Source organism: Candidatus Nitrosocosmicus franklandus, from assembly GCF_900696045.1.
GTDB classification, from domain to species: Archaea; Thermoproteota; Nitrososphaeria; order Nitrososphaerales; family Nitrososphaeraceae; genus Nitrosocosmicus; species Nitrosocosmicus franklandus_A.
On record NZ_LR216287.1, the window covers coordinates 1731325 to 1754521 of the forward strand.

Annotated in this window: 18 protein-coding genes; 9 read left to right on the forward strand and 9 right to left on the reverse strand. The window is 35.2% G+C overall.

Going from position 1 to position 23197, the window contains the following annotated elements:
- Nucleotides 1-186: 186 nt before the first annotated feature.
- Entirely contained in the window at nucleotides 187-3183 is a 2997-nt protein-coding gene (locus NFRAN_RS08225; protein WP_134484535.1) for a PQQ-dependent sugar dehydrogenase, read from the reverse strand.
- Between the two features lie 234 nt (nucleotides 3184-3417).
- Here NFRAN_RS08225 and NFRAN_RS08230 point away from each other — a divergent pair, with 234 nt between their 5' ends.
- Nucleotides 3418-4185, forward strand: coding sequence for a hypothetical protein (locus NFRAN_RS08230; protein ID WP_134484536.1), 768 nt, complete (start codon nucleotides 3418-3420; stop codon nucleotides 4183-4185).
- 111 nt (nucleotides 4186-4296) lie between these two features.
- Here the strand turns inward: NFRAN_RS08230 and NFRAN_RS08235 are convergent, their stop codons facing one another.
- A complete protein-coding gene (locus tag NFRAN_RS08235) occupies nucleotides 4297-5808 on the reverse strand; it encodes an ArnT family glycosyltransferase (protein WP_172602220.1) in 1512 nt (503 codons plus the stop codon).
- Nucleotides 5809-6132: 324 nt separating this feature from the next.
- Between NFRAN_RS08235 and NFRAN_RS08240 the strand changes: the two genes are divergently transcribed.
- Both NFRAN_RS08240 and NFRAN_RS08245 read left to right on the forward strand, forming a co-directional pair.
- Entirely contained in the window at nucleotides 6133-6585 is a 453-nt protein-coding gene (locus NFRAN_RS08240) for a hypothetical protein (protein WP_134484538.1), read from the forward strand.
- 294 nt (nucleotides 6586-6879) lie between these two features.
- The gene (locus NFRAN_RS08245; protein WP_172602221.1) at nucleotides 6880-7749 is read left to right on the forward strand and encodes a Kelch repeat-containing protein; all 870 of its coding nucleotides are present in this window, start codon (nucleotides 6880-6882) and stop codon (nucleotides 7747-7749) included.
- Between the two features lie 583 nt (nucleotides 7750-8332).
- Here the strand turns inward: NFRAN_RS08245 and NFRAN_RS08250 are convergent.
- The 3 genes from NFRAN_RS08250 to mpgS form a co-directional block, all read right to left on the reverse strand.
- Nucleotides 8333-9358, reverse strand: a complete 1026-nt coding sequence (locus tag NFRAN_RS08250) for a Kelch repeat-containing protein (protein WP_134484540.1) — start codon at nucleotides 9356-9358, stop codon at nucleotides 8333-8335.
- A 114-nt stretch (nucleotides 9359-9472) separates the two neighbouring features.
- Nucleotides 9473-10000, reverse strand: coding sequence for a beta/gamma crystallin-related protein (locus tag NFRAN_RS08255; protein ID WP_145988057.1), 528 nt, complete (start codon nucleotides 9998-10000; stop codon nucleotides 9473-9475).
- A gap of 148 nt (nucleotides 10001-10148) precedes the next feature.
- Nucleotides 10149-11372: a mannosyl-3-phosphoglycerate synthase gene (mpgS, locus tag NFRAN_RS08260; RefSeq protein WP_134484542.1), complete on the reverse strand. Its 1224-nt coding sequence runs from the start codon at nucleotides 11370-11372 to the stop codon at nucleotides 10149-10151.
- Between the two features lie 525 nt (nucleotides 11373-11897).
- Here mpgS and NFRAN_RS08265 point away from each other — a divergent pair.
- From NFRAN_RS08265 to NFRAN_RS08285, 5 genes are all read left to right on the forward strand, one after another.
- Complete coding sequence (locus NFRAN_RS08265; protein ID WP_134484543.1) at nucleotides 11898-12890, forward strand: Kelch repeat-containing protein; 993 nt, start codon at nucleotides 11898-11900, stop codon at nucleotides 12888-12890.
- A gap of 468 nt (nucleotides 12891-13358) precedes the next feature.
- Nucleotides 13359-15230, forward strand: coding sequence for a PQQ-dependent sugar dehydrogenase (locus NFRAN_RS08270; RefSeq protein WP_134484544.1), 1872 nt, complete (start codon nucleotides 13359-13361; stop codon nucleotides 15228-15230).
- Between the two features lie 1302 nt (nucleotides 15231-16532).
- Entirely contained in the window at nucleotides 16533-17507 is a 975-nt protein-coding gene (locus tag NFRAN_RS08275) for an ATP-binding cassette domain-containing protein (RefSeq protein ID WP_425321224.1), read from the forward strand.
- A complete protein-coding gene (locus NFRAN_RS08280; protein WP_134484545.1) occupies nucleotides 17504-18337 on the forward strand; it encodes an ABC transporter permease in 834 nt (277 codons plus the stop codon). The genes NFRAN_RS08275 and NFRAN_RS08280 overlap by 4 nt, the downstream gene beginning before the upstream one ends.
- A 521-nt stretch (nucleotides 18338-18858) precedes the next feature.
- Nucleotides 18859-19770, forward strand: a complete 912-nt coding sequence (locus tag NFRAN_RS08285; RefSeq protein ID WP_134484546.1) for a winged helix-turn-helix domain-containing protein — start codon at nucleotides 18859-18861, stop codon at nucleotides 19768-19770.
- A 114-nt stretch (nucleotides 19771-19884) separates the two neighbouring features.
- Here the strand turns inward: NFRAN_RS08285 and NFRAN_RS08290 are convergent, their stop codons facing one another.
- The 3 genes from NFRAN_RS08290 to NFRAN_RS08300 all read right to left on the reverse strand — a co-directional run bounded on the left by NFRAN_RS08290 (nucleotide 19885) and on the right by NFRAN_RS08300 (nucleotide 21808).
- The gene (locus NFRAN_RS08290; protein ID WP_134484547.1) at nucleotides 19885-20571 is read right to left on the reverse strand and encodes a proteasome subunit alpha; all 687 of its coding nucleotides are present in this window, start codon (nucleotides 20569-20571) and stop codon (nucleotides 19885-19887) included.
- A gap of 16 nt (nucleotides 20572-20587) precedes the next feature.
- Complete coding sequence (locus NFRAN_RS08295; protein WP_134484548.1) at nucleotides 20588-21175, reverse strand: proteasome subunit beta; 588 nt, start codon at nucleotides 21173-21175, stop codon at nucleotides 20588-20590.
- Between the two features lie 192 nt (nucleotides 21176-21367).
- Nucleotides 21368-21808 (reverse strand): hypothetical protein, encoded by a 441-nt coding sequence (locus NFRAN_RS08300; RefSeq protein WP_134484549.1) that lies wholly within the window; start codon nucleotides 21806-21808, stop codon nucleotides 21368-21370.
- A gap of 258 nt (nucleotides 21809-22066) precedes the next feature.
- Here NFRAN_RS08300 and NFRAN_RS08305 point away from each other — a divergent pair, with 258 nt between their 5' ends.
- Nucleotides 22067-22456 carry a hypothetical protein gene (locus tag NFRAN_RS08305; RefSeq protein WP_134484550.1) on the forward strand — a complete coding sequence of 130 codons (390 nt, stop codon included), beginning with the start codon at nucleotides 22067-22069 and terminating at the stop codon, nucleotides 22454-22456.
- Nucleotides 22457-22551: 95 nt separating this feature from the next.
- On the opposite strand, the gene NFRAN_RS08310 is transcribed toward NFRAN_RS08305, so the two are convergent.
- Complete coding sequence (locus NFRAN_RS08310) at nucleotides 22552-23157, reverse strand: DDE-type integrase/transposase/recombinase (protein ID WP_134484551.1); 606 nt, start codon at nucleotides 23155-23157, stop codon at nucleotides 22552-22554.
- Nucleotides 23158-23197: the final 40 nt, after the last annotated feature.

Genomic DNA, 23197 nt, shown 5'->3' on the forward strand with positions numbered 1-23197 from the left:
TAGTGGAGTTTGAACATATCCGTTATTGTCTTGATTATCATCACTGGATTGATTAAATCATTTCTGATAATAATAATGATGATCGATCAACAAAGAATCCTTTACTCAAAAAATGTATTTGAAGAGTTTTCTAATTCTTTTTCACCTGATAGTTTTCCGTACATCTTTTCTTCCAACTATCTTGACCTAATTTCCATCTTGGTTTGGAACTATTCTATAGAGATTTCCGTACAAGTGCGAAAGAACGTAGAGATATCCGTCAGGTCCTTCTCTAATGTCCGTAGCTACTCCGAATCCTTGTCCAAAGACTAGATCATCTAATTCTTTGTTATTGTTAGCTACCTTATCTAATAACGGCCCATCAAGGTCCAACCTAGTTCTGTCCTCGGTAAGGTCAAAATTATACAGATAGTTGTTATTGTAGTCTGCAGCAAAGAGATCGTATTGATACTGACTTCCCAAAGTGTCGTTCTTAAGAAACTCTAAAGCCGTTACTCCTACAGACATGTTCCAGGCAAATTCTGGACTACTATAATGTCCCTTGTCAGCAAAGGTTTCCAAATTGTTTGGAATTGTTACCATTTCTTTTCCAAAGTATCCTCTCTCTGGTGGTAGTGGTTGCGCATTCTCTACAGGCCACCATCCCATTACTCTTAACCATCCGCTATTAAATCCTGGTTCTACGATGTTTATCTCATCACCATACCCAGGACCATTCTCTGAATCCCATAGCTTGTTGGTGAGTGGATCAAAAGCAAGCCCAAATCCATTTCTTATTCCGTATGCAAAATATTTGTTTAATGGACTGTGATCTGCTAATAGGCCTGTAGTTTTATTTTCTCCAGTTAGAATTGGATCTCCAAACGGGGTAACGCGCAATATACCACCTCTACCATCAGGCGGATGACCCGTGGGAACATTCGATGATTCAGCGTTTACAACGCTATCTTCAAAAGTGCCGGTACAGAATTCATCTTCCCAACAGCTATCGCCGTCTCCAACAAGTACGTAAATGTTGTCATCCGGACCTACCTTTATAACCCCACCGTTATGGTCCGCTCCCGGACCAACAGGGATATCTAATATGAGATTTGGATTGATTAACTCATTACCTGTCCATTCATACCTGTAAACTCTATTACCCAGAGGATTCGTTTTTTCATCACATACAGTAGCTCCTGAACATACATCGTTTCCATCTTTTAGAGCTTGGGTGTAGAAAATATAAACATAGGTTCTTTCGCCAGTCGAATTGTCTAATATTTGCTTGGCAACGTCAATTCCAAGCAATCCTCTTTCTATTTTGTTTGCAACATTGAGGTCCAAAACGGGTTCGTCCAAAAGACTTCCATTAACTATTCTCTTAATTGTACCGTTCATTTTCTCCAAAACTAAAATATCATTCTTTCCTACAAAGGCCATGGTCGTAGGATAGCTCAGCCCACTTGCTACCAACTCTACTCTCAGATTCGGATCGGTAACTGTGGGCATAGGAATCTCAGGTGTAGTCAAACTCGAGTTTGTTTTCTCCGATGATTCATTTGAAGGGGATTGCGCAAAAGCCAATTGACTGTTTGTGTAATTAGATCTAACTTCAATTAGCCCTAGTTGTCTGCTTTCCTTCATATTGGTAAACGGATATTGGTTTGTATCATAGGTTCTGGTAGGTATATCGACGAATAGGCCAGTCTTGTCAGAATCATGGTAGATTTTTCTAATTTCATCCAAATGTTTACCTTGAACAGAATAATCGAATATATCATGTTTTAATTGACTGTCTACGATCATCAAAACATTGTCAGTTTTTAGAGGTCCTTTTAAATATCGTTCTGGAAATACGTCCTTTACATAATTTTCCTTATCATGAACATACATGGGAATCCATGAGAAACTTCGAATCCAATGTTGACCCATTAATGTAATATTTTCCTCGAGATCTGGGTTAGTGGTGATATAATTCGAGATAAATGCAGATAATTCAAAAAAAACTTCATTGGTGTTGACACTGATTAACATCCAAGTGCTAATTAATCCAAATAATCCTATTATCCCTACTACTATAGTTATCGGTATTGTAGTTTGAGATATTGTATTACCGCCAATTTTTTTATTTTTCAAAGATATCTTACTACTGACTGTTACTATTATAAACCCTGCTGCTATTGCCATTATGGGTAACAATTCTATAAAATGAAAGTACTTTACAATTCCACCGATAAAATATATAAATAGAAAATAAGGTATGGTCCAGAGAATAAAGATAATATCCCTTTTTACCAAAACGAGTGCTATTCCTCCACCTAATCCTAAAATGGTCAAGACAGGGTCGGATAAAAACAAGAAGGTAATTGTGTCGTTAAAGTTCCTCTCTCCTCTCTCCACTTGATATAAAATTCCTTTTATTCCATTCTCTAATTCTCCAATATGCGTTACATAGGCAGGCCAAATTAGTGGGATTAGAAATACCGGAACTAGCCAAATACCTAATTTTTTCAGACTCTTATTATTTTTATAAATTAAATATCCAATTAATGGAATAAATGTAATTGTGGGTATCTTTGTAAATATGGATAGTCCTAGTGTAACCCCTGAAATTATTAGCCACATCAAGGCTACCGAGTTGTTATCTGTTCTTTTTTTGTATACTTTTCCTGAATAAAGTGCCAAGAGTATGGATGACAGAAGGAATGGGAGTAATATTGTGTCTAACAAAATCATTTTTAGCATCCAGGTGAGTGGCATTACCCCAAATAGAATTGCTGCAACGAATCCTACCCTTCGTCCTAGCCAAATTTCTCCAATCTTATATACCAAGAGAGTATCAATTACCGCAAGAATTCCCATCAATATTCTGGGAGTGGTATACAATTGTTCAATTGATTCGGGAGTTTCGGTAGATTGATGGGATTCGTATTTGTAGTCTGATATCTTTAATATTGCAGCTAGAAATATTTGTCCAAAATAAGGATGATCATAGGGATGATCGTAAATTGCGCTTGATTCTTGTGGACCAAACCCTTCCATAACCTGAAGAGCTCGTCTCATATAATGATCCTCGTCGATATATATAGTGGGAAATCCTGTTGGATTCCACAGATGAGTAAATGAAGATAATGCAATAGGTATTAGGAGGATCACAATGTATTTGATCCTGCTTTTTTGACGATCCGTTAATTTAACCAATTATCAATCATCTTCCGTTCGTTAATGTGAAAAAGATGGCACCTTTAATCGTGATTCAACTTCCAAATAAATATATAATTGAAATTATCATTTTTGAGATTGTTACTATGATTTATATATTATAATAATTCGATTAGTATACTTTTCAAACTAATTTTTGATCTCGAAACTATTGTTCTTTAAACAGAAAATGATGTGTAGATATAAATATAACATCTATCTGGGTACCAAAACATGTCGGATTTTATACCTGATAAAAAGAAATGCTACTTATTAGTATTGTTAAATTTTCTTATGATTGTTATCATCTTTGTTAATTTAGATTGTGTCTTTTCCCAGGATGTATTAGGTGGCAGTAGTGGCAATATCAGTGCCAACTTGGACTTTGCCGATAATAAGTCAACACTATCTAATCTAGACACCTTAGAGCCTATTTCGTCTAATATATCAGTTCATGTCGAACCAAAGGATACTGGAACTCTATACTTGTCTGCAATTATTTCCGATGGAAAAGTAGTATATACTCGTGACCTTGACGATGAATTATTCCCTTTTCAGACCACAAATTGGTACCAACTAGTTACCCTCACTCCAAATTATACGGGGACGTTGGAAAATTCTGGTTTAAATTTCGATAATCTGATTGTTGGTCAACTACAAGATTTCGATAACTTTGATGAACTGTTGGAACAGGCTCGGATATACTCAGATGTTCCTATCAACGAAACTTTTATTCTTGATCTTCCTAATAAGGATGTTAGTTTTATGCAGCTTCAGGCATCCTTTTTGGATGGAATTACTGGAATATATTATGGTCTATTTGATGGAAATCAGCAAAGAGATAAATCTGAGATCAATCTTCGCCTTAATCCTGAATCATCTCTGAAAATCTTGGAATCTGATTCAGCAATAGTTATAAAAACAAATCCACAACTGTATAATGTTACAAATACTCTGGTTTGCCACGATGTCTATAAACTAGGATATGAAAAATGCCAATAATATAGAAGGAAGGGTATTTTGTTCGTGTACTGTTAATTAGCATGTTTAGATCGATTATAGGGTAATCATTACATTATTTTGGATTTAAAACGTTACATTTTAAACTTCCATCTAGTTTGATCTTATCTCTATAGGGCCCCCTCCTAAATTAAATCTCATGCTTGTATAAGGATATTGAAACCTGTCATAATCATTGCCATTTCCAGTAAAGTACTTTGAGGTATTTAATCCATCAAATGCTTTGTATAGTTCATCGGCAGTTGCTAGATTTTGATTCCAAGATTTGTTTCTTGACTCCAAGTTATTTGTTAGATAATCTCTAAAATACCTGTCTAATACCAAAATCACGTCACTTCCATTCTCGATATTGTTATTTTCACTATAGCTGTAGAATGTATTTTCATAAAGATAAATGAATTTATAGATCCATGAATAGATAGGACTAGCAATAATTATGGTAGACTTGTTATCTTCTCTCATTCCTTTATCATAACCTGATTTTTTCTGAAGACCATTATATTGTAGTGAATTATCCGATATAGTCATATCTGAATAAGACTTGTTTTTCAACGTGGCATTATCTTTGATCAATATTGTATTAATGTAAGACATGGCTTCATATTGAAATGAAGCTACGTTAGTTGAGATCAAAGCAAATGTGGAAAAAAACCCAAAAACTATTATCAACGAAGGTATCATAATGGTTATGGCTTTATATTTCGTAACCAGTTTGATTATCCTTTCAATCAATACTCCTGCCGTTATGCAAAGAAATCCAAATATTGGGATAAAATAAAACCAATTGACGTAGGAAACAAAGAAGGTAAAAAAGGCAATAAATGGCACTATTCCTAATATTAGAAATGAATCTCTTTTGATAATCGCCAAAGCAATTCCAAAAATACCAAGAGTTAGAATTATAGGATCTATCAAAAAAATATCATAGATGGAGTCAACAATAGAACCATAGTGCCTTTCTATTTGTGAAGTTAATCCTGTTATCCATTGTTGATATTCGCCTTTGGATATAGCGTCAAGTGGCCAAACTAATGGGATAATTATGACCGGTGTTAGGAATAAAACTACATCGGATATTTTTTTATTATTTTTATAGGTGTAAAAAGTCAGAAAAGGCATCATGGTTACTAATGGAGCTTTTGTAAATATCGCTAATCCTAGTAATACTCCGGCTATGAAGATTAAGCCTTGTGAAATTTTTGGCTTTTGGTGATTCATAGAATTCACATACACAACTATTAAAACTGAACTTAACAGAAGGGGATACAGGAGAGATTCTAAATAAATCCTCCGTAATGCCCAGGTAAAAGGCATAACTGAAAATAGTAAGGCTGAAATAATTGCAGCATTGCGACCGTAGCGAAGCTTAGTTATAGCATAAATAAGAAGGGTATCTAAAACTGCAAAAATCCCAATCATGATTCGCGGTATTGCATACGAAGAATAAACTGATGATTGATTCTGTATCTCCGGATCTATTATAGCAGGATAATTTATTACATACAGCATACTAGCCAAGAAAATGGGGCCAAAGTACGGATGGTCATAAAAAGAAGTAGACCAAGCGGTATTTCCCATAGTTAAAAAATGGAGGGACCTAAACAAGTAGGTCCCCTCATCAACATGAATACTTGGAAAGCCTAGTGGATTCCATAAATGAACAAATGATGTTATCAAGAGTATTAAAATGATTATAAAAAACTTATTTTCGTAGACTAATGTTATCTTGCCTAACAAGGACATTCGGTTTCTAATTTGCTCCTCTTTTTTTAACCATCATGAATAGTTTGATATAAACCTAAACCTATGATAATAGATCTTAATTAATATGCAATTTAGACTGAAATCACAAAGTATCACCAAGGATGTATTCTATAAATCGAGAATTACCACATCTATTATATTGTTTTAGATCTTCTCCTACCCTAGATGAAAAATAAGAATGCGATTTCGAAAAATAAGATAGGTATTCTATCTATGATGATGATTACAGCTGTCACATTATTATTCATGGCTTCACCTACCTCAATATATGCACAAGAAAGTGAAGCAGCATCAGCTGAATCAACAAGTAGAGAACCAATTGCAATCATTAACGAAATTAGGACACTACTGACTCAGGCAAATAATCAATATGCAGGTCAAGACTTTGTAGGAGCAGAAGCATCAGTGCAGACAGCCTATTTAGATCATTATGAATATTTGGAAGGTCCATTGGCCGCACTTGATCCAGAATTAATGGAAGCAACTGAAATCTTGATAAGAGAGACATTGATTGGTGCAATTCAAGATAGAGCTCCATTAACCGAGGTTCAGAGTCTTATCAATAACGTAAATACCAACTTGGACCAAGCTGAAGTTTTATTCCAACAACAACCTTAATTTTTTTTTGTAGAGAAATATCTGAACTTTAAAGTAACTGTTTTTTATAGTAACGATAATTTCTACCTGCCTGTAGAAATGTTTGCTGTTATGTAGTAATTGATTTCAAATCGGAGGATCAGCAGTTCCTTTATATTAAATAACAAAAAATTTGTACCTATGAACTATATTTCAAATGTATATTTGACTGTTCTTTTATGTTTTTTTACGATATCAATAGTTTGCATTCTAAATCCATTTCAATTTTCGTTTTCACAAATAAATTCAGACACTTACTGGACTAGGGGAGCTGACATGCCTGTTGTGACGACTGAAGCAACAGCTGCAAGAATTGGTGACGGAATTTATGTAATAGGGGGATATGATGAAGAGGGCGAAGGAGTTGGAATGGTTGAAATGTATAATGCAACAACTGATACATGGGCCGAAGATATATCTCAACTACCCCTTCCTCTTCATCATGTTTCTGCAGCTTCATTTGATGGCAAGTTATATGTTGCAGGTGGTTATACTGATGATTGGACTGCTAGTGATAGACTTTTCATATATGACCCTACAACGAATCAATGGACTCAAGCAAATCCTATGCCCACACCAAGGGGGTATCCTAGTGCAGAATTTGTCAATGGAACCTTATACGTAATAGGTGGCGATGGTGGCGAAGGGTATGAAAGAGCTTTGACTGCCAACGAGGCATATGACCCGACAACAAATCAGTGGACGGTCAAATCACCAATGCCAACAGCTAGACACCATGCAGCCTCTGCGGTTGTTGATGGCGAAATTTATGTGATAGGTGGTAGAATAGGTGAAGAATTAAACAATGTAGATCTTATAGAGAAATATAACCCAGTTTCTGATAGCTGGACTATTGATCTTGAACCGATGCCCTCAAAACGAAGCGGAAATGCTGCTACCTCATTGAATGGATATATTTATGTACTTGGAGGCGAACAAAATCAAGGCACATTCAATGACAATGAACGTTATGATCCAAAAACTGATACTTGGTCAAAGGAGCTGCCTATGATGAACGCTAGACATGGATTGGGTGTGGTCTCTTTTGATAATAAGATTTATGCTATTGGTGGTGGACCTGAGCGCGGATTCTTTACTTCTGGGATAAATGAGATATATCATATGTCTAACGATACTGTTTCTTAATAAAGTTGTCATTCTGTCTACTACTATCTCGCATCTTTTTTTATTTTTTATATGCCATAAAATAAATAGCATAAATAGACTCTATAAAATGATACAGACAGGACAATAAACGAACCCGACAACTCTCCTCCAATTACATCGAATATATGATAAAGTCCCAGATAAATTCTAGAGATACACACAAGAAATGCTTCTATTATTAGTAATACAGAAACTGTATATGGGCACTTGATTGTAAATAATTTCCTTGTATTCAAAAAAGAGAATCTATGCTATATGTCTATCTAACTAATTTTTAATTCTAATTCAAACAACTGATCAAACTTGTGTATAAATCTGGATTACATGCTTGAATTTTCTTTATGTTGTTAAAAATAATTTTATCAGTTATTAATTTAGTCTGGTTCACTAATTATTATGAACTTAAAGGATGGACGGTCCAGAGTTAATGAGCATTTGGATATGAAAAGTCTTTAACTCCATTCCCGAATTTACCTAGAAAAAGATTACCAACAAAACGTGTAGAAGAATATGGATTCCCTGAGATCTTTAAAATAGATTTGGGTTGAAATACTCTGTTATATCAGGTTCCTGCCGTATTTTTATCGTTACCAGGAATTAGTATTTCATTTATACTTAAAGCTTGAAGGCCTTTGTGTTGACCTCCAAATACATATATTTTATCGTTATATGCAGCTACTGCTAAACCGGATCTATCAACTTTCATATCTGGTTCTACCGACCATTTATTGGTAATCGGATCGTATCTTTCAACGTTAATATTGGCACCATCTGCCATCTGACCTCCAAATACATATATTTCCCCATTTAAAGATTCTGCTGCAAATCCGCTCCTTCTTATGGGCATAGGATCCATTGAAGTCCATTTGTCTGTTTTTGGATCATACATCATGTTATCATCAAGATTTGTCAGAGCGTCGTTTATTTCATTGGGAACCCCGTTACCAAATAATCTCCCACCCAAAACGTAGATCTTGTCATCTACAACTGCAGAGGAGGCATGATGTTTGGGACCATTTTTCTCTGGCATTGGACTCTTTTCCACCCAAGTATCGTTTTCTATATGATATGCAAAATTGGTTGCTACAGGATTGTGATCAAAATCTAAACCTGAGATTGCATAAATAGTTCCGTTGATAACTTCTGCAACATGGCAGCATCGCGGATCTGGTAACGGTGTTCCTTCAGTCCATTCGTTAGTTGCAGGATCATAGATTAACACCTTGTCTGTTGTGATCTTGTCTTGCAAAAATCCTCCTATTACGTAGATTTTGTCATTGTAAACGACCGAAGGTGCGTGATCCAAACTATAAGGCAATGGAGCACCACTAGTCCATTTGTCTGTATTTGGATCGTAGATTTCTACAATATTCACTGCTCCATCGGCTCTATAGTCTGCTCCACCTATCACGTATATTTTATCATCAACCACTGCTGCAGTTATTTCAGTTCTATTTGTAGGCATTTCTTTTCCTATTGTCCAGGTTGAGTTTTCAACTCCCTCTGTATTCCCTGGTGGTGATAATAATAATGACACAAACCCAATAGTAACTATTAGTGGAAAAATTAGTCTGATCCCTAACCTCATAATTGAGGCAATCTACTTTAGAAATGTCTTATATCTTTTTGTCAGATTATCGAGAATGATATATACCGTGTACACAGTACGTACAAATGAATATGAAGTAAATAATATCTCTCACTAGGATCCATTTACTATTACTTCCGGAGTGATATTCTTTAGTTCAAGTGTTTCAGGTGACAATGCTCTTATCGATGAGATCTGATCATTGAGCCACCCGAGAGTTTGAACATTGTGTTTTCCTGGTCCTAGTATCATACAATTGCCTGCATAGCTTTCATGCTCACACACCTCTACCATATGTCCGCTCGTATTGTTTTCGTCTATTGATATTATTAGACTACTTATGGAATCGTGAAACTGACCACCTATGAACGGAGTGTTTTGATCTATAACGGTGCTATTTCCAGTAAAATTCTTGTGAATAAAGACTTGAGCTGCAAAATGACTGGTTGTATTTGCAACTGCTGTATTATTTGCAACTGCTGTATTATTTGCAACGAACTCATACAAACTATTATCCTCTGGGTTTATCTCAGATTGACTAGCAATACTCGCTTGTGCCTTTTCTATATGAGGTATAGTTAAGCCGGTTAATAAGGTTCCAATCATGAAAATCAAAATAACAAGACCACATCTATTTTGCATATCAAAGAAAATTTTAGGGGGAGGCAATAAAAACTTGTATCAGATTCTATGTTTTGAGATGATACTACCTAAGTAAATTCTGAAAATTGAATAAAGGGTTTACATATGATACCGTGTTTTACTCTATCAAAAAATAATATGCTTTTCTTTATATTTCACTCGCATTGAACTGGTGTAATAATTTAGGACTGTCTATTACTAATTCGTTAAATTTATCCATGGAAATTGTTTTAATGGGATCCATTAGGTGATTATTGGAAATTGCACCGGTTCTTGAGCTTGTTTGATTAGTTTTTTGTTCCAAAACAAGTAAGTGATTTTTGATATCTCTGGTTATATCTGTGTTACAAATTTTACTATTATTTATTGCACTGAGAGATTCTTGAAGCATGCCTATGATGTGATCATTCCCCTTATCTTCGTGAAAATGAGGATTTCTAGTTTCTATTTGAAATATTTCTACACTATCTTTATGAAGTCTTGAAGATTCTTTAATTATTCCTCCAAAATTTTCTAATATGTTAATTAGTTCATAAGGTTCCACTGAATATCCGCTTGCAAATTGCATGTTCTCAGCAAGGCTCATGGATAGTGCATGTTCTCCGGCGTTTCCTGTAGTAATTATATCTGTCTCATAACCTGTAATATAAGAAATTAAATCATTAAGATATTTGTTGCTATGTTCAGATACACGTCCCCATCTAGGAAAATAAACTTTGTTATTCGCTACTTTTGGTTTCGATCGCCAACATATTCGTATGTTACTCATGCGTGATTGCGACATTGCAAACCCTGATGCAAATATTTTTACATACTCATTGACTGCACCAGGAAAATAATTATCACTATCAATAAATCCAACATACTCTTTTTCTTGCATCTTTGCTAATAAGATCCCAATTACCATTCCTTCTGCTTTGCCACGCCTAACTTGGCTGTGTTGATCTAGAATTGAAGTATAATTTAGTTTGTGAAATATTCGACTAAGATTAGGATCTCGTTGATGTATAATGGAAATTCTTTTATTAGAAAACTGAGAAAATTGCTTTACCATTTCTACTTCCATCGCATATCGGTCAACGGGTGTTCTTTGACTATTAGACACGATAATAATTAGACATTCATTAGGAATGCCGCTCAAAACCCCTTCCAATAAACTTAATTTTTCGTTCTTTACCGGAATAACTACTGCCATCTTAGTACATTTTTTTGAGAGCTTTCTATTGTCAAATGCTATTGTAGACGTATTATTATTACGCTGATTATTAGAATTCACTACGTTTCCTGAATCTATTTCATAAATTTTTTGAAGTGAGTGGATTTTTATTGAGCCTATAGTTTCAGTATATTTGGGTGGAAAGTCTAATCTCATCTGTCTTACATCCTATATACATGATAATTTAATAACGGTATACAATATTTCTAATTTTGGTTACTTCAGATATTTAACTTTTACTAATGCGACAACCAGTCAAAAATCAATGTTGTTCTTTTATACGTCATTTTTTGACCGTCAGGATAACTTGTGGTAACATTAACAAACTGAGACTAATAATTCATTTGAGCCCTCACTGGTAACACTAATTTATTGCGACATAAAGTTGGTTTTGTATATAGTACCTAATATCAAAATATATAAATTTTTTCTTGATTCAAAACAATATTCTATCTATAATGTACTAATTATTGGTAAAAAGGAATTCTTGTTCCGTGGAATCAAATTATAGATCCATCTAGATGTTTTATTGATACTGTATTTGGTTTGAGAAATAGCATAATTCTATGACTGATTTCTCATCTTGATAGTATCTGACGAATTTGGACTCGTTATATACTTGTTATCATTTGTGAGGATTGTCGTGTCTTTTATATTATTAGTTCATAATTGATTGTATTTATGAATAACAAATACTTTGTTTATGCACTTTCTTGTGGATTTGTCTTTTTCTGGATATTTTTATTGTTGATCATACAAAATCCGGGTATTGTATTGGCTCAGAATTCCAGTACCAATGGAACGTGGATAATTGGATCTTCTATGCCTAATCCTAGAACCGAAGTTACTGCAGTATCTTTGAACGATACTTTGTATGTAATTGGCGGCTTTACAAGAGATGGTATAAATACGAACCTGGTTGAGAGATATAATTTTACTAGTAACAGTTGGGATGATGGTATCAAACCTTTGCCTATTCCATTACATCATGCTTCGGCAACTGCAAACGGTGGAAAGATTTTCGTAATAGGTGGGTATTACGGAGATTGGGTCCCAAGTAATAAGCTATTTGTCTATGATCCAATTACTAATAATTGGACTACTGGTCCTTCCATGCCAACTAGTAGAGGCTCACCTGTATCCAATTTTGTAGATGGTAAGCTGTACGTTATCGGCGGAGATAGTAACGATAATTCTCTTTCGAACGTTGAAGTTTATGATCCAACAACGAAGAATTGGACTATTCTTTCTCCAATGCCAACAGCTAGACACCATGCAGCTTCTGCTGTTGTCGACGGCGAAATTTATGTCATCGGAGGACGAATTACCAATTCTTTGGTAAACGTCGATATCGTGGAAAAATATGATCCCAAATTAGACAAATGGATTTCGGATTTAAGTCCTATGCCATCAAAAAGAAGCGGTATTGCAGCTACGTCCATAGATGGTTTTATCTATGTCTTGGGTGGAGAACAAAATCAAGACACATTCAATGATAATGAACGTTATGATCCTTATTCTGACCTGTGGTCTATAGAGCAACCAATGCCTACTGCTAGACATGGACTGGGTGTTACTTCTATTGATGATAAGATTTTTGCAATTGGTGGAGGTCCACATCCTGGTTTGACGGTGACCGGTCAGAATGAGATATATTTTTTGAGTGACAAGTAGTTTATCATTTCTTTATTTCTTTTTTCTTTGCATGAATTTTTTGTCCTATCAATCACCTGTTTTTCATCAAAACAGGTTCATTGCAATTTCTGGATACTACATTGGTTTAATGGTATTAATCTACAAGATATTATGTTAACTTGTGTGGTTTTCTTAGATATTGTGGCTAATCTTGTAAAAAAAACCTTGGCTTTAATACATGTTGAATATGATACTTGTTGTTTTATGTCCCATCTATATGAGGTAAAAGCTTTCCCTTTTTAATCAGCATCCCAGTGAGTCTTGTTGTAATCTAAATTTATCGTCATCTTTCCTATAGTCTTTTTATTTGCTTACCTTTTTTATGGTTCTGGCCAGTTTATACTTGGTAGTGGCTATGAAAAAATAAGGTTATCTAAATAAAAGGAAATTATCTAAATAAAAGGAAAAATAGTTGACTATTCATTTAAATCGAGGTTCATTTCGCATTTGTCGTTAGAAACCTTAATTAAATTAAAATATTTCATACTATTGTTAGACTACTCCATGTTTGTTAGACTTAAGCCGTTAATAGCCTTTTTCGCTATATCTTTGATTCTCCTTTCTTCTATTTCCTCCTCTTATGTTCAAATTTCCTTTGGTGCATATGCAAAAGCACCATTGTCCCCCTATGGCCCGACAGTAAACGATGATAGTCTTACTGTTGAAAAACTAGTTGATGGCTTAGCATTTCCAACTAGCATGGCATTTCTGGGCCCTAACGATATTCTTGTGACTGAAAAAAATACAGGCCAGGTAAAAAGAATTACCAATGGATATTTGGCTCCACAACCAGTGCTTGACGTACCTGTAGCAAATGCCATAGAAAGAGGGTTGTTAGGAATTGCTATATCAAAACATCCCGATGGAAAAACATACGTTTTTCTTTCATACACAGAATCTGGTGATGGTGTCGATGGTAGCGATGTTGAACGATTTGTGGACCCATTAGGTAATCGACTATATAGATACGAGTTTGTCGATGGCAGGTTGATTAATCCTGTATTATTATTAGATTTAACTGCAACTCCTCCAAATGGTAGAGCAGAACACAATGGAGGTAAGGTCCTAATCGGTCCTGACAATAATGTTTACTTTATGGTCGGAGAAGTTGGCGGACATAGAACTCAGGCTCAGAATATTCTTTTTGGTCCACCACCTAATGGTTTGGGAGGGGTATTGAGAGTTACCCAGGATGGTGAGATTGTTGATCCTAATGAACCTATTTTCGGCGAAGGCTTACCGCTGAATGTATATTATGCAATGGGTATTCGAAATAGCTTTGGAATGGACTTTGATCCATTGACTGGAAACCTTTGGGATACTGAAAATGGGCCAGATACTGGTGATGAAATTAATCTAGTGTTTCCAGGATTTAACAGTGGATGGGTTCAAGTTCAAGGCTATATAGAGGATGATCTTCTTGAAAATGAGGTTTTTGATGAATCTGCTCTGGTATCTTTTGGAGAAAGCCAATATGCGGATCCAAAATTTGTATGGGAATGGCCCGCGGGTTTGACTGCTTTGAAATTCCTGAATTCTCACAGATTAGGCGATGAATATGCGAATAACATGTTTGTAGGCGATATTAATAACGGGTTATTATATAGATTTACACTCAATGAAGCCAGGGATGCAATTTTCATAAACGATACATATGTGGGTGATATAGAAGCACTTCAAGATAACAAGATCGAAGATCCGAAAGAAAATCAACCTCTAATATTTGGTCAAGGTTTTGGTGGTATAACCGATCTTCAAGTTGGGCCAGACGGTTATCTGTATGTATTGAGCTATACCGGATCCCTCTTTAGAATATTGCCAATATCTGATAGTGTTATACCTCGATCTCCGGCTGTAGTAGCTGTTGAACAAGAAGCAGTACGTAACCAGTCTGTTCCTGCGGTAATATTGGGAATAGATGGTGACGACTCTTATTCACCAAATCCAATAGAGATCGAAGTAGGTCAAACAATAACTTGGTATAATGGAGATACCATATCTCATACCGTAACTTCTGGACGAGATGGTGATGCTGATGAGGGTAGCTTATTTGATTCGGATGCTATAATACCTAATCATTCTTATTCCCTTACCTTTATCACTCCTGGAGAATACCCATATTACTGTATATATCATCCTACCATGGTAGGTGATGTCGTCGTTGACGAAGTTGGATCGGGTTCATCTACATCTGATGATGAAGACTCCTCAAGCGATGATGAAGACTCCTCAAGCGATGATGAAGACTCCTCAAGCGATGATGAAGACTCCTCAAGCGATGATGAAGACTCCTCAAGCGATGATGAAGACGAAGCATAAGTAATATAGCCTGAACGATAAGCAAGTGTCAGTACACGACAATAGTATATGGATAGACTGACCATCTTCCTTATCTTTGAAATTGAGAGCCACTTCTAATTTTAGGAATACCGAATATATCCTCTATTAACTGGATATACCTTTTACTTTTAAGTGCCGCTTTATTGGAGTTTTATGATATTCCATTTTGGAACATAATGTAAGTAACCAAAATTTGGTACTTGTCATAAAATTTCATGAAAAAAATGTTCAATGATATTGATTAGTTATATGATATTAAGAGGTTAGTAAAATGAAAATGATTTGTGGATGTCTAGTTTAATCTCGCAATAATATCGTCATTCATTTTTTTGTATTTGTGTTCTCAACACTGATTGATTCTTTAATTGATTATCTGATCCTTCTGGATTAATGTGATCATTAATAGATCTATTTGAGATGCTATAATGACATTTGACAAGAAACAGGGCTATAATTAGTGATGTCTGTCGAAGTACTGTTTACTTATATAGTTGCAGTACGTTTATGGTAGGTTTAGTAGTATCGATTGAAATTGCTAACTTCAAATAAGTTCATTGACTACCCTCTGTTTTCTTTTTGACATTTCTGCTATCGCATTAAACCTGGGATCGAATATATCCTAGCAATGATTGCCCGGTCCGAGGGATTTATTTATTTTACATTATATTCACTTTTGTTGGTAAAGTGATATATACTGGTTGTTTAGAACAAATGTGACTGTCTTGATTGATTCTAATTAAATATGCTGATAAATAAGGCTGGATAATTAGTCCTGATTATGTTGAATTAAAAATTACAAATTCGGTGATGGACATCCTAATTAATACCTTCAATTTATGAAATTGCGTTATAGTGTAAAATAAGAAGACGAATATTTAGGATCGCCTGAAAACCTTGTGTTTCTAGTCAAGTTGTATTCCCATCATCGTCTTTTGTGATCATTGTCGGTTAGGAATTGTCATGGTTATCTTGGCGTTAGTGACGATTGATGTTATGGTGGATTAAGCCACATGATGTGAAATAAAGGTATACTTTTTATCCCTTAATGATTTTTATATCAAATCTTCATAGTATGATAATGGCACTTTCATACTATCCTAGAGGACCTAATGGTGGTACTCTTGATAATTCTTATTTATCTATAAATAATCAAATCCTATATTTCATTAGTAAGTTTGTTTGTCTTTTGCAAGAGACAAGTCTGATTATAAAGTTGTAAAAATGAGTAATAAAAGTAAGAAGAAAGAAAATAGCGATCGATTGTTAGTGGATTCCATGTCAATCGAAAATGCTGTATCTGTGAGGGGTCTTAAAAAGTCGTTTAAAAATATTACGGTTCTTGATGGTATTGATTTTGATATTCAAAAGGGTACCGTTTTGGCTCTTTTGGGACCAAATGGTGCAGGAAAAACTACCACGGTTCACATACTCAGTACATTGTTACTACCTGACAGCGGTGTAGTCAAAATAAATAATTTTGATGTAGTAAAAGATGCTAATAAGGTGAGGAGTTTGATCGGGTTGACTGGGCAGTATGCCGCACTCGATGAATATCTTACAGCAAGAGAAAATCTGCAAATGATAGGCAGACTTTATCGACTTAGTCATAAGGACATTGATAAAAGAACTAATGAATTACTCGAGTTGTTCGATTTGGTCCATGCTTCTAATAGAGCAGTAAAGACTTATTCGGGGGGAATGCGTCGACGTCTGGATCTGGCAGTTAGTTTGATTGCTTCGCCTCCAATTCTCTTTCTAGATGAACCTACAACAGGTCTTGATCCACATAGCCGTTTAATTATGTGGAACATAATTAAGCAACTTGTGTCAAGTGGAACAACAGTACTTCTCACGACTCAGGATATGGATGAAGCTGATCATTTGGCGGACAAGATAATAGTAATGAATGGGGGAAAAATAATCGCAGAAGGAACCTCTGAAGAACTAAAATTGTTAGTGGGTTCCGAAAGATTGGAGATAACTGTCTCAAATAATGATGATTTTGATCGTGCTACTACTGTCATTCAAGAAGAAAACCTGCGCATTGATAAAGCGTCCCGCAAACTGAGTTTTGCAACCAAAGGGGGTGTGCGTAAGCTCAAGCAGGTGTTAAGTCGATTAGATGAAGCTAAAATCGAAGTTGAAAACATTTCCTTCCGTAGTCCAACTTTAGATGATGTTTTTCTTACACTGACTGGTCATATGACAAGTACAGAGGATGAAGACAACAAAGCAAATGGGGCGATGATGCATTGACTACTACTGCTAATAATAATAATCCTTTTATTAATAATGATGTTAAACCAGAATCTCATTCCAAACTGTTCTGGTTATTTAGCGATTCTTGGGTACTGGCAAAACGCAGTATTAGGCATATCACAAGAAATCTAGATCAGCTTTTTTCTGTAGCTCTTTTTCCAATTATGTTTTTCTTACTATTTAGATATGTATTTGGTGGAGCTATAGACACAGGAAACATAAGCTACGTCGATTTTTTAGTTGCCGGTATTTTCGTTCAGATGCTTGCCTTTGGAGCAAATTATACCACGATGAATTTGGCAATAGATTTGCAGCGGGGTATTGTTAACAGGTTCAAGTCACTCCCCATCTCTAGATCTGCACTACTGATTGGCCACGTAGGGGCTGATCTTGTTAGAAATATGATGACTGGGGCGATAGTACTTGGAGTTAGCTTCTTGGTTGGATTTCATCCAGATGCAAATGCAATAGACTGGATTTTGATTTTTGTCTTGGCCGCTCTATTCTCACTAGCCATTTCATGGATATCTGCTGTCATGGGTTTAATGGTAAAAAGCATTGAAGCAGCTCAATGGACAGGCTTTATTGTAATTTTTCCACTCACATTTGTTAGCAGTGCTTTCGTTCCCACCGAAACCATGCCTTACGCCCTCCGATTATTTGCCGAAAACCAACCACTTACCCACATAATAGAAGCAATTCGTTCTTGGCTTGTGGGTACGCCTGTGGGAGATTCTGGATGGCTTGCATTTGCTTGGTGTATTGGCATAATTATTGTAACAGTTCCCCTCGCATCGTGGCTTTTTAAACGCCAGTCTCTCAAGTAAGCATGGCATGATCCTGGAATGTATTAATATCAACTAATCAAGGGTTTTGAGTTTTTAGTTGTTTTTTACATTTCAGGTTCAAACTCTATCTTCTATTTGAACACAAATTTTTCTATAATTGTTAACTGTTACTGTTCAATAAAAAAAGGAAATTATGATTGAAGAAGCAAGAGTCAACTAATAACATGATCTAAGCTTTTTTGGAGTTTTGTTTGGTCTTCTTATGATAAAATTAAACTGGGTATTTTTGAATTCTTGGTACTATTGACACTATGGTATCATGGTACATCGCTGTCTAAATCTAATCTAAGATAGAAGAGTGCCACTTGGTCTTTATGTTTGATCATTAGGCATTTCCAAATTGTTTTTAACTAAGGTTTTTAAACGGACTTGTCTCTTATATGGTATGAAATTGGAGAAAGAACCTCGTAAAAAGGACATCGATATCACTAATAGCGGGTCTCCTAAGTTCACTTTGGAAATTGCTACTCCGTTTTATGAAACACGGATTGGATTATAGTATGCAAGTTTCCAGTTTACTAATTCCAAAGTCTTTTGATAATATCGATGATCCATATCTAGGTAGATTAAAGGACTCGTCAGTTTACAGTGAAACATTCAATAAAACTGGCAATTGGATGATTTCAGAAATTACTATTGATGATTTACAAAAACCTAGTTCTCGTCTAAATAAGGAAGAGTATTATTACGATAATAACACTCATGATGACTACATTTTATCTATCAAGGACCTTCATAGGATGGATAAGAAAATTCTGTGGTTATTAACAGAACAACCTTGGTCCACATATTCCTTTAAAGCGCTAGTACGAAAACTGGGGATCCATCAACAAACTCTTTCACGATCCTTGCGTCGACTAGTGGATCTCTCTATTATCGAGAAATCTCCTGCAGGATATAGGCTTAATAAAATGAATGCCTCGTCAATCCTCTCTTTAATTGAAAATTCAACACTCGATTTATTTGATCAAGATGAGTCTTTATTAGAAAAACCCAACAGGTTAAAAAAACAGAGAAAGTTCAATCAGATACTACAAATATATCTTCCTGTTAAGGTGGATGTTAACCAGGTTGTAAACCGGTTAAGTCGAAAATGGTTTGGAAATCTTAGGTGGTTAGGCCTTGTTAAGAAAGATACTGGATATAGACTCGAATGGATTGTCAGTGATAAGCACACAGATGATGATCTTTTTAGGATTAATGTAACTATCGTATCGGAATACGTTATAGTAGAATCAGATGCTGAAACTGAGGGTGATAAAATTGAAGCAATGTCTTACTCAAATAAGCTTGTTGGAGAAATAATAAGAGAATTTAAAAGAGACTTGGCAGAAAATCCTGAGACAAAAAAGACTTATCCTCAAGTATTTGCAAGAGACATAAAATATAATGTTGATAAAAAGAGACAATAGTCCTTTTTATTTATTTATTTATTTATTTTTTGTCTGTTTGTTTATAGATTTTCTCATTTGAAATTTTAAAAAAGAAAGTGTTTGTTACTTTATTGAGAACACATACAGTAGTTTCTAACTCAGCTTGGAAAATCCTTTTTTAGTAACTATTCCTGATTCCACTCTGGGTTTATCTCCTATTGATTTTTCAATAGCTTTCTTTGCTAGTTCCAATGCATTATCAAATGTAAGATCCTTGCTGTATTCTTTTTGAATAACCTCTATTGCAGTATCGGATGCATAACCTATTGCAAATCCATTACCTTTCAAATAAGTACCGCTGGGATCTACCTGATATAATTGAATTCCAGTTTCATCGTTTCCAGCAATTATTATCGAAGCGGCCTGTGGTCTCACTGCATATATTGTGTAGTTGTGAAGATACGTGCTAAGATGCTTGGCTATTGATTTTACGTCTATTGGACTTTCATATGACAATCTATGTTTTTGTGCCTGTAATCTTATTTCTTCAATTAATTGTTCAATATCTGCTATGTAACCTGCTCCTGTTGCGCCAATATGTTTATCAATAAGAAATATTTTTTCATTTGGATCTACTAATGGTAGTGTAGGTTTGATATGACTTGTAATTAGTGCAAATTCTGGAGTTTTTATTCCAATGGTTGTGGAACCTCTATTGACTGCTTCCAAAGCACTATCGACGAGTACTAGTCTTCCTCCTTGTCCATAATAATATGGATATCGACCGCTATTATATCCCGTGCCATATTGGGAATTTGTTGAGTTATTTTCTTCTGTCATGGTTTCACTTTCTCTCCTAAGATGTTGGCTGTCCAGCCGTTACGGAAATCAATTTTGGGATCACTAAGATATCTGTACCATTTCCTGAACCGGGGTCCCGCTCCATTGCCGCAAAAACTGCCTTTCTTGCTATTTCTTTTGCTTCTTCGTTTGTAATGTTCTTGTTATACAGACTTTCAAGTACTCCATATGCTATTGGAGCTCCAGATCCTGATGCGGCGAAATCTTCTGTAGTTATTGCGCCGCTCATGTCTGCAACATTAATGTGCGATCCAGTAGAATCTACTCCTGCTACTAGTAACTCTACATAATATGGTTGATAATTACGAAGTCCTGAATAAGCCAAGTTGGCAATTAATCTAGATGATTCTTTAACGCTCAATGGAAATCCTCTCCTCAGCTCTATTAATTTTCTTTCTGCCGCAGTTACTTTAATCAAATGTTCTGCATCAGACAACTGACCGGCAATTGCTATTGCAAGGGTGTCGTCTATTTTAGCAATTTTTTGTACTATTTTTGATCCGATAAAAAATCCCTTGCTGGCTCTTTTATCGGATGCAAGTACAACTCCTTCGGTTGTTTTTATACCAATAATTGTAGTCATTTTGTTAATTATATAATAGAACTGCTCAAATTTATTGACCAACTTTTGAGATACTTGGTCACATGTTATAAGATAAAGATAATCTAGATTAAAAAAAGTGATTGTCAAAATTCGTTGGTAAAATGTTATTAAAGTGTATAATCAATAGATCTAAAGTTTAATGAAAATAAAAAATTTGTTTACTCAGGATTGTTAACACATTAATCCTGGTTTACAGTTGCTAGGATCGTATATATGGTGTTTATCAAACCAGCTTTCATGGTGACTGTGATGGTCAGCATGATGTGGATGAGTGTGGGTTACGGTATGTGCATGTCCATTATGGTTAGTGAAATGTGTATGGGTATCAAGATATTTTCCATTGTTATCTGTAGTAATCTTTCCTAACAAATCAGATAATTCTCCAATAATTGAGGTCAACTGGGTTGTAGTCAATTCTGTATTATTGGATGAAACAGTGTTCTGTGCTTGAGTTAAGTTTGTTATCAATTGATCTAATATTCGCGTGTTCTCTTCATTGTTGCTGTCAGATTGAGCTGATGCTTCAAAGCTCTTCAAATTTTCAAATGATGTTCCGACTCCTGCAAACAACATAGATACTAATACAAAACCTGTGAAAATGATTGATTTCATTCCACATTTACTATTATACAGGTGATATTTAAAGAAAGTTAAGATCACTAGATTTAATATTTGAGTCTATACACTTTGATTTTTATTCTCTCGTTTAAATTGATATGATATAATATTAAGCAAATTTTGAGGCAATTTATACACCATCGGGATTGTTTTATAATGAAATGATATTTTCAGTTCAATTCGTATGCACACAAAATTCTTTTGATTGGGTGAGATATGGCGTTTATATATAATGTTAAATACCTACGAAAAATGAACAAAAATAATATAGTATCTATCAGTTTTGTGATCGCAATAGCATCTATCCTTGCATTCTCTTCGCCCAGTTTAGCAAATCTATCCATATATGCTCAATCAAATGGTGAAGGAGAGGATAATACTTCAGGAGGTTCTAGTGATTATGAGGAATTTGTAAATTGTCTGACTCAATCAGAAGGAGATAAGGGCTTTGCCACCGAGGATGAGATTAGGGACTGCTTTAGACCAATTTATGATCCACAGGCAGATACCACTTCAGTTACATCGGATGATGGCAACGATGATAGCGGTAGCAGTGGCGACAGCAATGACAGTGACAATGATAGTTCCAATAGTAACGATGACAATTTAGCTCCAAATGCAAATGAGGATTCGGGTAACTAATACTAAAAAAATTATCTTCTTGTTACCCGATCCGAATTTGAATATAATCTAACTTTTTTATCGTCTTGTTGATATAACTAACCAAGTGGCTCTGTTCACTTAATATGTTTTATTTCATTGTTATGATAGTCGACAAACAGGTTCAACCAGTTTTTTACGTGTTTTAGTTTGCAGTTCTTTAGCCTGCAGGGAAAGTAATCATCGAAACTTTCAGTTCTGTCCTTGATATACTGCATTGTTCTTTCAATCAAGTTTTTTTCATAGGAGGAATGGAGATGGTGTTCTAATTTAAGGAATTGACAAGCCATGGGATACCAAGTACCACCATCTGTTGAAACTGGATGCTTTCCATAGTCTCTGACTATGTTTGACAGAAACCGTTCCGCAACAAACATGTTTCTCTCCTTAGAAATGGATAGTGAGAGAATTTCCTTACTTTTCGCATCTATTGCAACCCATAACCACGTGTATTCTGAACCAACCTTAAGCAATGTTTCATCTACAATGAATTCACATATCCTTCTTTGTTTTGTCTTGATAATCTTAGGTTGGTACTTTTGAATCCAGTTCCAGATAGTGACATGATTTCGTTTGATACAGTATGATAATCTTTCAGATGTTTTCCTAAGAGAAAGACCTGAAAAGTACAAATGTAAGCCATAATACACATACCTTGAAGGTGTTCTGTTTCTAGTATTCATAAAAGAGATAGGACATCTTCAAGCTATAGACTTGACGCTA